Here is a 14,299-nt window from a genome sequence, read left to right as displayed (position 1 = left end):
GAACGACTCCTTCCCGTCAGACGGCTCCGCAGCCAGCCCCGTGTCGTCAAACGCAAGATGTCCAACTACCACCTCAGGCGAACCGAGCACCGTGCCTGGCCTCAGCCGGCCCGCACCGGCCCCAAGCCGTCCTCATCACCAGACCCCCACCCGCAAGCCCGTAACGCAACGGCATTGACCCTAGGCCGTCTTCCCGGCGGCGGGCGGGCCGCCCGCCCGGTGGATCACGCCTTGGCGCGCCGGGCGCGCACGGCGATCGCGGCGGACCACCCGAGGCCGCCCGCGGCGATGAGCACCAGGGCGATCTCGGGCCATGCTCCCAGCCGGGTCGCGGGGGTGAGCGAGGAGCGCAGCGGCACCTCCTCGACCAGGGCGTCGGGGGTGAACATTCCGGACTTCCGGATGACCTCGCCGTCCGGCATGATGATCGCACTGACCCCGCTGGTGACGGGGACGACGACGGAGCGGCCGTGTTCCACGGCGCGGACCCGGGACATCGCGAGCTGCTGGTAGGTCATCTCGCTGCGGCCGAAGGTGGCGTTGTTGCTCGGTACGGAGATGAGCTGCGCGCCGTCGGTGACGGTGTCGCGGGCCATGTTGTCGAAGGCGGCCTCGTAGCAGGTGACCAGGCCGACCTTGGTGCCCGCGAGGTCGAAGACGCCCACCTTGTCGCCGGGGCCGAAGTCGCGGCGGACCCGGTCGACGTCGGAGCTGAAGAGGCGGACCACCGAGCGCATCGGGATGTACTCGCCGAACGGCTGCACATGGCGCTTGTCGTAGGTGTCGACGGGGCCCCGCTCGGGGTCCCACTCGATGAGGGTGTTGCGGAGTTTGCCGGTGTCGGGGGTGAGCACCGCGCCGACCACGGTGGGTACGCCGATCGCCTTGACGGCCCGGTCGATGACCATCCGGGCGTCGGGGTTGCGGTACGGGTCGAGATCGGAGGAGTTCTCCGGCCAGAGCACGAAGTCGGGCCGCGGCGCGGTACCGGCCTTCACCTCGGCGGCGAGCTGTTCGGTGCGGCGGGCGTGGTTGTCGAGGACGGCGCGGCGCTGGGCGTTGAAGTCGAGTCCGAGGCGCGGCACATTGCCCTGGATCGCGGCGACGGTCGCGGTGCCGTCCTCGGCGGACGCGTCCACCAGCGGCAGTGCGGCGACCGCGGCGGTGACCGGGACGAAGAGGGTGAGCAGGGCGGCGGCGAGCGGGGCGCGGGCGGACCGGCCGGTGCGGCGGCGGGCGAGGAGGAGGCGGACCGTCTCGTACAGGCCGAAGCCGCAGAGCACGACGGCGAAGGAGAGGAGCGGGGTGCCGCCGACCGCGGCGAGCGGCAGAAAGAGGCCGTCGGCCTGGCCGAAGGCGATCTTGCCCCAGGGGAATCCGCCGAAGGGTACGCGGGCCCGGGCCGCCTCGCCCAGGATCCAGATCGCGGCCGCCCAGACCGGCCATGCGGCCAGTCGGGTGACGGCGGCGATGCCCAGGGCGGTGAAGGCGATGAACAGGGCCTCGACGGCGGCGAGCGCGATCCAGGGCACCGGGCCGACTTCCTCGCCGGTCCAGATCAGCAGCGGCAGCAGAAAGCCGAGGCCGGTGAGGTAGCCGAGGCCGAAGGCGGCGCGCGGCCGGCGTCCCCGGAGGGTCCGGGCGAAGAGGGCGAAGGCGGGTACCGCCAGCCACCACAGCGGCCGGGGCGGAAAGCTCAGGAAGAGCAGTGCTCCGGAGAGGAGGGCGGCCCCGGGCCGGATGAGCCGCCGCAGCGGCGACCGGCTCTCGGCGGGGTCGGGCCGGGGGGTGTCGACGGCGATAGTGGTGGCGCTCACCTGCCGGAGTCTACGGCGAGTGCTCCGCGGAGCGGGCGGGCCGGGTCCGGGAGCGGCCCCGGCGGCGGTGCGGAGTGCCGGGGTGCGCGCCCGCGCCGGCCCGTGGGCACATCTGCCGCGATGTTCCCGCGCAATCCGTCCACATGAACGTGTCACTGCCGTTACCGTGTGCGCCGAGCCCTGCCGTCGACCCGGGCCGGGGCGGACGCGGCGGGGTCCGTCACGGTCGGGGGGACGACGGAATGGCTGCACCACAGGGGTGGGCCGGGGCGCGGGTGCGCGAGCACGGGGGCTCCGGGGCGCGGGAGCGCGGCGGCGGCGATGCCGTGGGGATCGCGCTGCTGGGCGCGTGCGCGCTCTGGCCGCTGATCAGTGCGGCGGGGCGGGACGCCAGGCCGGAGGGGGTGCTGCTCGCGGTCCTCGCGGTCGCCGCAGGGTACGCCTGTGGCCGGGCGACGGGTGCGCCGCTGCCGGTCGCCGCCGGGTGTCTGGTCTCGCTGGCCGCCCTCGGGCTGGCCGTGGTCTCGCCGGAGGGGGTGCCGGGGGCGCATCCGGTGGCACTGGGCCGCCCCGGGCTCACCGGGGTGACGGCGGCGCTGCTGGTGCTGAGCGCGAGTGCGGCCTGCTGCGCGGCTGCGGCGGCGCGGCGCCGGGTGGTGCGCGGGGTGCTCTGGCTGCTGGGCCCCGCGGTCGGTGTGATCGCGCTGGTGCTGGGTTCGCCGGCCGGGTTCATCGCGGTGTCGGGGGTGGTGCTGTGCTCACTGGCGGCGGCGCGCATGCGGCGCCGGCGGGCCGCGCTGGGCGGGCTGGTGCTGGGGACGGCGGTGGTGGCGGGGGTGCTGTGGGGCGTGGCGGTGAGTGCGCTGCCGCGGGGGCTGGCGGTCTCGCTGGAGGGCCAGCTGACCCGGCACCGGGTCACGCTGTGGCGGGAGGCGGTGTCGATCGCCGGGGCGGATCCGCTCCGGGGCGCGGGCCCCGGCCGGTTCGGGAAGCTGAGCACCACCGCACAGCAGTCGGCCTACCTGGACGGGACACCGCACTCGGCCCTCTTCCAGCAGGCCGCGGAGCAGGGGGCGGTGGGGGTGGCCCTGCTGGCGGCGGCGTTCGGCTGGCTGCTGTACGGGCTCTGGCGGTCGCCGCGCGCGACCGCGGTGGTGCTGAGCGCGGCGGCCGGGCTGACCGCGCTGGCGGTGGTGGCGGTACTGGGCAACGCCCTGAGCTTCACCCCCGTGACCATGGGCGCGGGTCTGCTCGCGGGCCTGGCCACGGCCCGTACGACGCCCGCCTGTGCGCCCCCCGCGCCCCATCCGCCGCCCGGGCCCGGCGCGCGCGGGCCCGAGGACGGCCCCGGTTGACACGTGCCGGTGGCGCCCCGCTGGTACGCCCCGCGACCCATCGCGGGGCGGCGGCCGCACGCGGGTGCGCGCCCGAAGCGCGCGGCGGCCGGCCGTACGGGGTGGGACACCCGCCGCACCCTCGCCGGCGGCCCTGAGGCCCGCCCACCGCACGGGCGGGGGGCGGGAATCGGGCCGTCTCCTCCCGGCGACGGCGATCCGGCGACGGCGATCCGGCGACCGCATCACCGCGACCGGCCCGTACGGCGATCGGCCGCACCGGTCGCGCTCGCGGCAGCGGCCCTGAAGCCCGGCCGCCCCACGAGCGCGGGTGCGGGGCCTCCCGGTTCTCTCCGGCGGCGGTCACCGCATCCGATCCGCGCGGCGCTCGGCCGTACCCGCCGCGGCGACCCTGGGTCCCGGCCGCCGTACAGCGGGTGCGGGAGACGGAACCGGTCCCGGCGCACCACCTCCACTCGGCGCGGGGCGACACCGTCCGCCGAGCGGGACACGCCGAACCCACCGGCCCGGGAGGCGTCCGAAAACACGCTCCGGGGACGCCGGGGAAGTCACGCCTCCGCGGGCGCCGGCGGGCCGGCGGCGGGGCCGTTGCCCGGCCCGGCGGGGCCCGGGCGGAGGCGGTCGCGGATCGCGCGGACCGCCGCCTCCGCGTCGTCGACCGTCACGGTGAGGGTTCTGCCGTCACCGAGGGTGACGATGATGCCCTCACCCCGCCGCACGACGACCGCCGTGCCCTTCTCCGGGCGCCAGCGGTAGCCCCAGCCGCCCCAGTGGCACGGGGTGACCAGCGGGGCGAGGTCGGCGGCGACCACATGGGAGAGCGGGATCCGGCGGCGCGGCAGGCCCATGTGGCCGCAGCGGATCTCGACCGCGTCGCTGTCGACCCGGACGGCCACATGGACGAAGGCGAGGGTGCCGTAGAGCATCAGCAGTCCGACCGTGACACAGCCGATCACCGACATCAGCAGCGGGGCGATGCCGGAGGTCCAGGAGGAGTCGACGGCCAGGGCGATGCCGAGGGCGATACAGGCGACGCCCGCCGCGGCGAGCAGCCACTGCATACGGTTGGTCGCACGCCCCGTCCACACCGCGGGCACGGGTTCTGCCGGGTGTGCGGAGGGGTGCGTGGGGTCGTGAGAGTGCTCCCTCATGCGAGCAGAGTACCCAGCTTCGGGTGGACCGGCATCGCCTCCGCGGGAGATGGCACCGCGCCCCGAAATGAATCATTCGGGTGACTCCGGCGGGCGCCCGGCGGGGCTCAGCCCGGGAAGCCGACCGGCTGGAGGAGGTTCCCCTCGGGGTAGCTCATCGCCTGTCCGGAGAGCCGGGAGTCACGGCCGCTGTGGAGCACCGTGAGCCGGCCGGTGGGGGCGGCGCCGGGGTCGGGCGGGGCGCCGACGCGCCGCAGCGCCTGGGTGGCGACGGCGCGGGCCGAGCCGTGGAGCTCCACGGAGGGTCCGACGGCGGCGCGGATCTCCTCGGCGACCAGTTCGTAGTGGGTGCAGCCGAGGACCAGTGCGCGCACCTCGCGCGGTGTCCGGGCCGCCGCGTCGGCGACGGCGCGCCGGACGGCGTCCGCGTCCGCCTGGTCGACCGCGTCCGCGAGGCCGGGGCAGGGCACCTCGGTGACCTCGGCCGCGCCGGCGTAGTCGCGGATGAGCGCGCGCTGGTACGGGCTGCCGGTGGTGGCCGGGGTCGCCCAGATGGCGACCCGTCCGCCGCCCGCCGACGCGGGCTTGATCGCCGGGACGGTGCCGATGACGGCCACGGCCGGCTCCAGTTCGGCGCGGAGCGCGGACAGCGCGTGCACGGAGGCGGTGTTGCAGGCGACGATCAGGGCGTCGGGCGCATGCGCGGCGGCGGCGCGTGCCGTGGCGAGCGCCCGCTCGGTGAGGTCGGCGGGGGTGCGGGGGCCCCAGGGCATCCCGTCGGGGTCGGAGGACAGCACGAGATCCGCGTCCGGCCTCAGTCCGCGTACCGCGGCGGCCGCCGCGAGGAGGCCGATTCCGGAGTCCATGAGCGCGATCTTCACCCGGTCACCATAGTCGACCTCCGTGTCGGACCCCGTGAGGGTGGGGCAGACTCCGGCGTATGAGCGCCCTTGCCTGGATCGCCTTCGTGTCACTGGCCGCATGGGGATGGCTGCTGCTGGGGCAGGGCTTCTTCTGGCGCACCGATCAGCGGCTGCCCCGCCGGGAGGAGCCCGCTTCCCGGCCCGGTGACGAGCCCGGTGACTGGCCCGGTGTGGTCATCGTGGTGCCCGCGCGGGACGAGGCGGGCGTACTGCCGGAGAGCCTGCCGTCGCTCCTCGCCCAGGATTACCCGGGACGGGCCGGGATCGTGCTGGTGGACGACGGCAGCACGGACGGTACGGGAGAGCTCGCCCGGGATCTGGCGGCGCGCCTCGGCGGGCTGCCGCTGAGCGTGGTCTCGCCCGGGGAGCCGGAGCCCGGCTGGACGGGGAAGCTGTGGGCGCTGCGGCACGGCATCGCGCTGGCGCGGGCGAGGGAGCCGGAGTATCTGCTGCTGACCGATGCCGATATCGCGCATGCCCCCGGGAGTCTGCGCGCGCTGGTGGCGGCGGCCCGCACCCATGACCTCGATCTGGTGTCGCAGATGGCGCGGCTGCGGACCGCGAGCGGGTGGGAGCGGCTGGTGGTTCCGGCGTTCGTCTACTTCTTCTGTCAGCTCTATCCGTTCCGCCGGGTCAACCGTCCGGGCGCCCGGACGGTCGCGGCGGCCGGGGGATGTGTGCTGCTGCGCGCCGGCGCGGCCGAGCGGGCGGGGGTGCCGGCGTCGATCCGGCAGGCGGTGATCGACGATGTGGCGCTGGCGCGCGCGGTGGCCCGGTCCGGCGGGCGCGTCTGGCTGGGGCTGGCGGAGGAGGTGACGAGCGTGCGTCCGTATCCCCGGCTGGCGGACCTGTGGCGGATGGTGTCGCGCAGTGCCTACGCCCAGCTGCTGCACAGTCCGGTGCTGCTGGCGGGCACGGTGGCGGGGCTCGCGGTGGTCTATCTCGTGCCGCCGGTGGCGCTGTTCGCGGGTGCGGCCGGGGGCGACCGGGCCGCCGCGTGGGCGGGGGGTCTGGCGTGGGCGGTGATGACGGCGACGTATCTGCCGATGGTGCGCCACTACCGGCAGCCGATGGCGCTCGCTCCGCTGCTGCCGTTCACCGCGCTGCTCTATCTGCTGATGACGGTCGATTCGGCGGTCCGGCACCACCGGGGGCGGGGCGCGGCGTGGAAGGGGCGGACGTACGGAAAACCGGACCCGGCGGGGACCGGGGCGGGCGGGCGGCGGGAGCCGCGTCGCGGGGCCGCTCCGGAGCTCTGACCAGCCGGTCGGGGAACGGCGGTGCGGGGCACTCCGGTACGGGTGGGCGGAAAAGGGTGCCAACCCGTCAGTAACCCGCTCTCAGCTTGCTCTTTACACGATCCCTACTCCCCGATTACCTTCCCCGACGACCGATTTTCCCGGGTTCGCTCCGATTGGGACCCCAACCCCCCTCGTATCTCCCGAAACAACCCTTCTACCGGGCTCCCCATCCGGAGCGGAGTGGGCTTACCTTAGGTCCCATGACCTCCCCCCGCGCCAACTACGGCGGCGGCTACTATTCCGCACCGTCTTTCGCTGACACCCCCATCTACGACTCCCTGGTCGCAGAGCGGGGCACGCCTCAGATCGCGCCGATCCGAGTGCCTTCCGCGTATGACACCGGCAACAGCTATCTGCCGGCGCTCCCCGCGGCGCTGCCCGCCCTTCCGGCGGCTCCCTCCCAGCCCGCCCAGGGGTACGGCTACGGGTATCCCCAGCAGGCTCAGCAGCCGATGCCGCTGCAGCAGGCGGCGGCTCCCTACTTCGGGCAGCCCCAGCCGCCCGCCCCGCGCGGTTATCCGGCCCCGCAGGGCCAGCCGCAGCAGCAGCGTCCGGCGGCCACCGGGTACGAGGCCATGAGACCCGCCACGCCCCGCCCCGCACAGGGACCGGCCGGCTACGGCGACCCGTACAACCGCCCGCATCAGGGGCAGGGTTACTGACCGCACCGGCGGTCCCCGCTCCGCTTCACCTCCGCGCCGCCGCCCGGCACATCCTCCGGCCGCGGGGTTCCCACCCGACGAGGTCTGTGGGAATCCCGCGGCCGTCGCCGTGTGCCGGCCCGCCCGCTCTCCCCCGGCGCGGCCGCGTTCCCCCCTCTCCTCCTGCTCCCGTCAACTCCCGCCGCTCACGCGCGCTACGGTGGTGCGACCCCCTCGCGGGGTGCGGGCCCGCCGTCCGGGCACGGCGGATGTTCCCGCGCGGCGGGTCCGGGCCGGCCCGGCCGGACATCCGCACACGAGACGGAAGAGCAGGTCCCGAGGGGGCGCCCCCCTTCCCAGAGGCGCACCGGAACAGATCCCGAGGTGGGGGCAGAGCAGCACGATGGCACAGGGCACAGTCCAGGTGACCCACGGCGGCACGTCGCGGTGGCGGCGCCGCACGGGCGAGTACGCCTCTCTCGCGGCGGCCCTCGAAGCCGCGGGCGACGGCGATGTGCTCACCGTCGCCCCGGGTACCTACCGCGAGAATCTGGTGGTGCGGCGGGCCGTCACGCTGCGCGGTCCCGAGGGGTCGCCCGGCTCGGTGCGGATCGCCCCGGCCGACGGGGTGCCGCTGACGGTGCGCGCCTCCGCGACCGTCCAGGACATCCATGTCGAGGGCCAGGACACCACCGCGCCCGCGCTGCTGGTGGAGGACGGCACTCCCGAGCTGGTCGATGTGCGCATCTCCACCCGCTCGGCCGCCGGTCTGGAGGTGCGCGGTGCCGCGCGGCCCACCGTGCGCCGGGTGACCGTGGACAACCCCGCCGGGGTCGGCATCGCCGTACTGGACGGCGCGGGCGGGGTGTTCGAGGAGTGCGAGATCGTGTCGGCCGGGCAGGCCGGGATCTCGGTGCGCGGCGGCGGGCACCCCCGGCTGGAGCGGTGCCGGGTGCATCACGCCTCGGGCTCGGGTCTCTCCGTCACCGGTGAGGGCAGCGGCCTGGAGGCGATCGGCTGCGAGGTGTACGAGATCAAGGGCGCCGGTGTGCAGATCGCCTCGCGCGCCTCGGCCCACCTCACCGACTCGCGGGTGCACCGCACCTCGGCGGACGGCGTCACCCTGGACACGGACGCCGTGCTCACCCTCTCCGACTGCGACATCCACGACATCCCGGAGAACGCGGTCGATCTGCGTTCGCGTTCGGTGCTCACCCTCACCCGCTCCACGGTCCGCAGATTCGGCCGCAACGGCCTCTCGGTGTGGGATCCGGGCACCCGGGTCGACGCCAACCAGTGCGAGATCCACGAGAGCACGGGCGACTACCCGGCGGTGTGGGTGAGTGACGGGGCCACCGCCGTACTGGACTCCTGCCGGGTGCACGACGTCCCCGACGCCCTGTTCGTACTGGACCGCGGCTCCCGGGTCGATGTCGTCGACAGTGATCTCTCCCAGATCCGCAACACGGCGGTGTCGGTGAGCGACGGCGCGACGGCGCAGCTGGACGACTGCCGGATCCGGGAGGCGTCCACCGGCGCCTGGTTCCGCGACCACGGCAGCGGCGGCACGCTCAACGGCTGCACCATCGACGCGGCGCAGACCGGTGTCATCGTCACCAAGGGCGCGGATCCGGTGATCGAGCGCTGTACGGTCACCTCTCCCGCCGAGGCCGGTTTCTATGTGTCGGCCGAGGGCCGGGGCACCTTCCGGGGCTGCCGGGTGACCGGCAGCGGGGGGTACGGCTTCCATGTGATGGACGGCTGCCGCGCGACGCTGAGCCGCTGCCGCACGGAGCGGTGCGCGCGCGGGGGTTATGAGTTCGCGGACCGGAATCTGCTCGCCGTCGAGGAGTGCACCAGCGATGAGAGCGGGGTGCTCCCGGCGGTGGAGCGCGCGCTCGGCGAACACCCGGTGACCGTGCCGGCGGCCGTCCGCTCGCCCGGGCTGCTCACCTCGCCCTCCCCGGCGCCCGCCGCCGTCCCGGCACCCGCTCCGGCCGAACCGGCGCGCACCTCCGAGGATGTGCTGGGAGAGCTGGACACCCTGGTCGGCCTGGAGAGCGTCAAGCGCGAGGTCCGGTCGCTGATCAACATGATCGAGGTCGGCCGGCGCCGCCGGGAGGCGGGCCTGAAGGCCGCGTCCGTACGGCGGCATCTGGTCTTCACCGGCTCCCCGGGTACGGGAAAGACCACCGTGGCCCGGCTGTACGGGGAGATCCTGGCGGCGCTCGGGGTGCTGGAGCGCGGGCACTTGGTGGAGGTCTCCCGGGTGGATCTGGTCGGGGAGCACATCGGCTCGACCGCGATCCGCACCCAGGAGGCGTTCGACCGGGCGCGCGGCGGAGTGCTCTTCATCGACGAGGCGTACGCGCTCTCCCCCGAGGACTCCGGCCGGGACTTCGGCAAGGAGGCCATCGACACGCTGGTGAAGCTGATGGAGGACCACCGGGACGCGGTGGTGGTGATCGTGGCCGGGTACACGGAGGAGATGGAGCGCTTCCTGTCGGTGAACCCGGGGGTGGCGTCGCGGTTCTCGCGGACCATCACCTTCCAGGACTACGGCGCCGATGAGCTGCTGCGGATCGTGGAGCAGCAGGCGGAGGAGCACGAGTACCGGCTGGCGGACGGCACGGGTGAGGCGCTGCTGAAGTACTTCACCGTGCTGCCGAAGGGTGCGGCCTTCGGAAACGGCCGTACCGCCCGCCAGACCTTCGAGTCGATGGTGGAGCGGCATGCGGGCCGGGTTGCCGGGCTGACCGAGGTGAGCACCGACGACCTGACCCTGCTCTATCCGGAGGATCTGCCCGAGCTGCCGTGATCCCCCGGCTCACCGCGCGGGGCGAGGGCGGCGGGGGCGGTCCCCGGTGCGGCCCGGGACTGCCGGGGCACGGCCGGCCGCAGCCGGTCGAGCAGCGCCCGGCGCTCGTCGGCGAAGGCGGGGTCGGCCTGGTAGAGGGAGTGGCCGAGGATGGGCTCCGGCAGCGGGTTGCGCCGGGAGCGCCCGTAGGCCACGGGGTCCTTGAGCGCCGGGCGGTCGACCGGCGGGTACGGTCCCTCGGCGGCGACCAGGACCGGTCCGCCTATCGGGTCGGTGTGGCGCCAGAGATTGCGCCAGCAGTGAAGTTCGGAGCGGAGTTCGCCGAGTGCGTCCGGGCCGAAGTAGCCGGGGAACCAGCGGCCGTAGAGGCGTTCGAGCGGTGAGCCGTGGGTGAGCAGCGCGACCCGGCTCCGGGTGGCGGCCGGGAGCTGCCAGACCGCCGCCGCCGCCAGCACACTGCCCTGGGAGTGGCCGGAGATGACGAGCCGTCCGCCGGTCTGTTCGGTCCAGGTGCACATCCGCCAGGTGAGGTCGGGCACCGCGCGCTCGGCGTAGCAGGGGGGCGCGAAGGGGTGGGCGGCGCGCGGCCAGAAGGTGCCGACGTCCCAGAGGATGCCGATGGTGCGGCGGGCGGAGGCGTCCTGGTAGGCACGGCGGCCCCAGGTGACGAAGAGGATGAAGCCGAAGCCGATCAGCCAGGAGCCCATGTCCTGGGCCGTTTTGGCGGCGGTTCCGGCGAATCCGGCGCCGTCGAGCGCCTCGCCGGGCACCCGGTCGCTCACCCAGGCCCCGGCGACCGCGCCGGCGCCCAGGACCAGGGTGGCGGCGGAGACCATGCCGACGATCCAGGGCGCGGTGTCGGTGAGGGCGGCGCGGGCCCGGGTGCCGGCGATCCGCCGGGTGCGGATGGGGTCGGGCCGCCAGACCCCGGTGCCCGGCGGCGGGGCCTCGGCGTCGGCGTACTCCCGCTCCACCACCTCCGCCAGCCGGCGGGCGGCCAGCCAGGTCCGCAGACAGAGTCCGACGACGGGCACGATGAGCACGATGAGCAGCAGCGGGATGACGGACGCCTGCCAGCTGAGCAGCACGGGCGGCCCGGGGATGGTGCCGTCGCCGTCCATGCCGGGGGTGCCGGGGCCGTCCAGCCAGTCCGCGATCCGCTGTGCGACACCGCCGGTGATCACCCCGGCGATGGCGCAGGCGAGCATGGCGACGGCGGGGCCGGCGAGTCCGTGCAGCGCGGTACGGGCATGCCGGGCACGGCGCTGGAGGAGGACGGCGGCGACGGCGAGCGCGAGGACGCCGGTCACCTGGGCGAGCACGATGATGCCGAAGGCCGCGACCCCGGGGAGGGGGCCGCTCGATGTCCAGCCGGGCCGGGACCAGGAGGCGTACAGCAGGGACAGGGCGAGGACGCCGATGGTGAACCCGGGCAGGGCGCGGATGGCGGCGCGGTCCAGCCGTGCGTCGAAGCGGCGTTCGCTGCGGCCCCGGCGGATGACGACCAGGACCACGGCGACGGCGGCGAGCGCGATGACGGTCTCCAGCGCCACCCCGGCGGCGCGCAGGGCGTGGGCCTCGGCGCGGTCGTGGCGGGCGGCGGCGAGGGTGACGGCGGCCGAGACGGTGAGGAGTCCGGCGGCGGTGTGCGCGGCGCGGAGCCGGGCGACGAGGCGCCGGCCGTACCAGAATCCGGGGCGGCCGAGCGCGTGGCGCGCTCCCGTCCGCCGGGGGCGGGCAGCGCCCGCATCCGCGCCGTGCTCCTCCCCGTGCGCGCCGCGGCCGTCCTCCTCCTCGTCCTCGTCCTCGTCGCCGGAGCCGTCCTCCTCGTCGCCGGGAAGGCGTCCCGGGTCGCGCGGTCCCTGTTCGCCCTCGCGGATGTCCTGTCCGGTGGGCGGGCGCTGCGACTCGTAGGCGCTCCAGGTGCGGTTGGAGAGATACCAGAGCAGCCCCACCACGGCGGCGGGCAGCAGCGCCGCGAGGGCGAGCCGGCGTCCGGGCTGTGACCACCAGCCGCCCCCGGCGGCGGAGAGGAAGCCGAGCCATCCGCGTCCGTCCGCGCAGTCGGGTGTGCCCGCGCACTGCCAGGCGAGCAGATCCAGCGCGACCTCGCAGGCGGCGGCCGTCAGCAGCACCGTCAGGCTGAGGGCGATCAGCCGCACCAGCACCGCGTACAGCCGGGTGGTCCGGGTGAGTCCGCGGGCCCGGGGGCGCATCCAGTGCGCCAGGTTGACCACCATGAAGGGGATCAGCAGCAGCCAGAGCGCGCGGGCGCTGTTGCCGGAGGTGAGATTGGACCAGCAGTACGCCTCGGGCACCGGCCGCCCCCGGTACTGTTCCGGGCGGCTCTCGGCCTTCTCGTCGTCGGTGCGCCGGAAGACGGCGGCCTTCTCGTCGCCGGTGATCCGGACGGTACGGGGGTCGCCCAGCATGTCCTGCGGGGTGGCTCCGCCGACTCCGTGCACCAGCAGTTCGAGGGCGGGCCCGCCGCTCCGCGTGGCGGGAGTTGCAGGGAACACGTGTGTGACTCGCTCTCTCGGAGGGTGAACCGTTCGGCGCACGCGAACACGCCCGGCGGATGCCCAGGCTCCCGGATTCTCCACCCTCCCGGAACAGGTCTCACGGAATCTCCGCGAGTCCAGACAGAACGGGGCATGGGAAGATGTCCGGCCTGGGCCCGGAGCGGTCCGCCGCGACGGCGTCGGGCGGCGTTCGGCGCCATCGGGCGGCATCGTGCCGCGTTCGGCAGCATCCGGCGACATGGAAGGACCGGCCCCGGCAGTGACGGATCATCAGAATCTGCTCGCGGAGCAGAGGCGTGCGCTCATCCTCGACGAGGTGCGCCGGCGCGGCGGGGTGCGGGTCAATGAACTCACCCGGAAACTCCATGTCTCCGACATGACCGTGCGCAGGGATCTGGACGCGCTGGCCCGGCAGGGTGTCGTGGAGAAGGTGCACGGCGGCGCGGTGCCGGTGGCCGAGGCCAGTACGCATGAGCCCGGGTTCGAGGCGAAGTCGGCGCTGGAGCCGAACGCCAAGGACGACATCGCCCGGGCCGCGGCGCGGCTGGCGGTGCCGGGAAGCGCGATCGCGCTGTCGGGCGGGACCACCACCTATGCCCTCGCGCACCGGCTTCTGGAGGTGCCGGATCTGACCGTGGTCACCAACTCGGTGCGGGTGGCCGATGTGTTCCACACGGCCCAGCGCCCGGCCGGGGCCGGCGCGCCGCTGCCCGGAGCGGCGACGGTGGTGCTCACCGGAGGGGTGCGCACCCCCTCCGACGCGCTGGTGGGGCCGGTCGCCGACCAGGCGATCCGGTCGCTCCACTTCGATGTGCTCTTCCTCGGCGTGCACGGGATCTCGGTGGAGGCCGGGCTGTCGACGCCGAATCTGGCGGAGGCGGAGACCAACCGCTGTCTGGTGCGGGCCGCCCGCCGGGTGGTGGTGGTCACCGATCACACCAAGTGGGGCACGGTGGGCCTGAGTTCCTTCGCCCGGCTCTCCGATGTGGACACCCTGGTGACGGACGCGGGGCTGCCGGCGGAGGCCCGCGCTGAGATCGCCGAGCATCTGCCCGAGCTGCTGGTGGCCGAGGACTCGCCGGACTCCCCCGCGCCCGGTGCGGAGGACGGCGGCGATGCCGGTACGGAGGCCGGACGGTGAACGCGGCGGAGACGGGGAAGGGCGGGGCCCGGTGACGGAGTTCCGGCTGACACGCACCGCCGGGGAGCCCGCCGGGGAGACCTGGCGCCGGGTCACCGACTGGCGGGCCCATGCGAAGGGGGTGCCGCTGACCGCCGTGACCTCGATGACCGGGGGACCCACCCGGGTGGGCACGGTCTTCGTGGTCCGCTCGGGGCTGGGGCGGATCGGGTTCGACGACCCGATGGAGATCGTCCGCTGGGATCCGCCGGCCGCGCCGCAGGAGGCCGGGGAGGCCGGGGAGGGCGGGGACGCCGCGGAGGGCGCGGCCGGCAGCGCCGGGACCGGCCGCTGCCGGATGGAGAAGCGCGGCCGGGTCATCACGGGCTGGGCCGAGATCGAGGTGCGTCCGCACGGCCGGGGATCGCTGGTGATCTGGGTGGAGGAGCTGCGCATCCGTCCGCTGCCCCGGTTCCTGGACCCGCTGGTGGCACGCGTGGGCCGGATCGTCTTCGGCCGCGCGCTGGACGGGCTGCTGCGGGGCGGGGAGACCGGCGTACGGCGGTGACGGCGCGGGCGGACCGGTGCGGACCCGGCGCGGGCGGGCGGTGCGGCGGTGCGGCGGTGGTGACCGCGCGCGGGCCCGGCGCG

10 protein-coding genes are annotated in these 14,299 nt (G+C 75.0%); 6 read left to right on the top strand and 4 right to left on the bottom strand.

The features are described 5' to 3' along the window. Positions 1–224: 224 nt before the first annotated feature. Positions 225–1,817, bottom strand: a complete 1,593-nt coding sequence (gene lnt, locus AAFN69_RS31400; protein WP_347732278.1) for an apolipoprotein N-acyltransferase — start codon at positions 1,815–1,817, stop codon at positions 225–227. 242 nt (positions 1,818–2,059) lie between these two features. On the opposite strand from lnt, the gene AAFN69_RS31395 reads away from it, so the two are divergent. After that, a complete protein-coding gene (locus AAFN69_RS31395) occupies positions 2,060–3,172 on the top strand; it encodes an O-antigen ligase family protein (protein ID WP_347732277.1) in 1,113 nt (370 codons plus the stop codon). Positions 3,173–3,720: 548 nt separating this feature from the next. On the opposite strand, the gene AAFN69_RS31390 is transcribed toward AAFN69_RS31395, so the two are convergent. Further along, the gene (locus AAFN69_RS31390; protein ID WP_347732276.1) at positions 3,721–4,323 is read right to left on the bottom strand and encodes a hypothetical protein; all 603 of its coding nucleotides are present in this window, start codon (positions 4,321–4,323) and stop codon (positions 3,721–3,723) included. Positions 4,324–4,430: 107 nt separating this feature from the next. Continuing rightward, positions 4,431–5,204 carry an aspartate/glutamate racemase family protein gene (locus tag AAFN69_RS31385; RefSeq protein ID WP_347732275.1) on the bottom strand — a complete coding sequence of 258 codons (774 nt, stop codon included), beginning with the start codon at positions 5,202–5,204 and terminating at the stop codon, positions 4,431–4,433. A gap of 59 nt (positions 5,205–5,263) precedes the next feature. On the opposite strand from AAFN69_RS31385, the gene AAFN69_RS31380 reads away from it, so the two are divergent. From AAFN69_RS31380 to AAFN69_RS31370, 3 genes are all read left to right on the top strand, one after another. Next, positions 5,264–6,505 (top strand): glycosyltransferase, encoded by a 1,242-nt coding sequence (locus AAFN69_RS31380; RefSeq protein WP_347732274.1) that lies wholly within the window; start codon positions 5,264–5,266, stop codon positions 6,503–6,505. A 242-nt stretch (positions 6,506–6,747) separates the two neighbouring features. Further along, positions 6,748–7,209 carry a DUF6643 family protein gene (locus tag AAFN69_RS31375; protein ID WP_347732273.1) on the top strand — a complete coding sequence of 154 codons (462 nt, stop codon included), beginning with the start codon at positions 6,748–6,750 and terminating at the stop codon, positions 7,207–7,209. A 382-nt stretch (positions 7,210–7,591) separates the two neighbouring features. Then, positions 7,592–10,006, top strand: coding sequence for a right-handed parallel beta-helix repeat-containing protein (locus AAFN69_RS31370; RefSeq protein ID WP_347732272.1), 2,415 nt, complete (start codon positions 7,592–7,594; stop codon positions 10,004–10,006). Here the strand turns inward: AAFN69_RS31370 and AAFN69_RS31365 are convergent. Continuing rightward, positions 9,976–12,525, bottom strand: coding sequence for a hypothetical protein (locus AAFN69_RS31365; RefSeq protein WP_347732271.1), 2,550 nt, complete (start codon positions 12,523–12,525; stop codon positions 9,976–9,978). The genes AAFN69_RS31370 and AAFN69_RS31365 overlap by 31 nt on opposite strands. A gap of 262 nt (positions 12,526–12,787) precedes the next feature. Here AAFN69_RS31365 and AAFN69_RS31360 point away from each other — a divergent pair, with 262 nt between their 5' ends. Continuing rightward, positions 12,788–13,669 carry a DeoR/GlpR family DNA-binding transcription regulator gene (locus AAFN69_RS31360; protein WP_347732270.1) on the top strand — a complete coding sequence of 294 codons (882 nt, stop codon included), beginning with the start codon at positions 12,788–12,790 and terminating at the stop codon, positions 13,667–13,669. 31 nt (positions 13,670–13,700) lie between these two features. Beyond that, positions 13,701–14,216 (top strand): SRPBCC family protein, encoded by a 516-nt coding sequence (locus tag AAFN69_RS31355; RefSeq protein ID WP_347732269.1) that lies wholly within the window; start codon positions 13,701–13,703, stop codon positions 14,214–14,216. Positions 14,217–14,299 lie beyond the last annotated feature (83 nt).

The organism is Streptomyces sp. CAU 1734 (assembly GCF_039888735.1).
GTDB lineage: Bacteria > Actinomycetota > Actinomycetes > Streptomycetales > Streptomycetaceae > Streptomyces.
This window is presented reverse-complemented; position numbering and strand designations above follow the sequence as displayed.

What these genes read in the sequence shown, in the direction of transcription:
- AAFN69_RS31395 (WP_347732277.1), top strand. Translation starts at nt 2,060, where the DNA reads ATGGCTGCACCACAGGGGTGGGCCGGGGCGCGGGTGCGCGAGCACGGG.
- AAFN69_RS31390 (WP_347732276.1), bottom strand. Translation starts at nt 4,323, where the DNA reads ATGAGGGAGCACTCTCACGACCCCACGCACCCCTCCGCACACCCGGCA.
- AAFN69_RS31380 (WP_347732274.1), top strand. Translation starts at nt 5,264, where the DNA reads ATGAGCGCCCTTGCCTGGATCGCCTTCGTGTCACTGGCCGCATGGGGA.
- AAFN69_RS31375 (WP_347732273.1), top strand. Translation starts at nt 6,748, where the DNA reads ATGACCTCCCCCCGCGCCAACTACGGCGGCGGCTACTATTCCGCACCG.
- AAFN69_RS31370 (WP_347732272.1), top strand. Translation starts at nt 7,592, where the DNA reads ATGGCACAGGGCACAGTCCAGGTGACCCACGGCGGCACGTCGCGGTGG.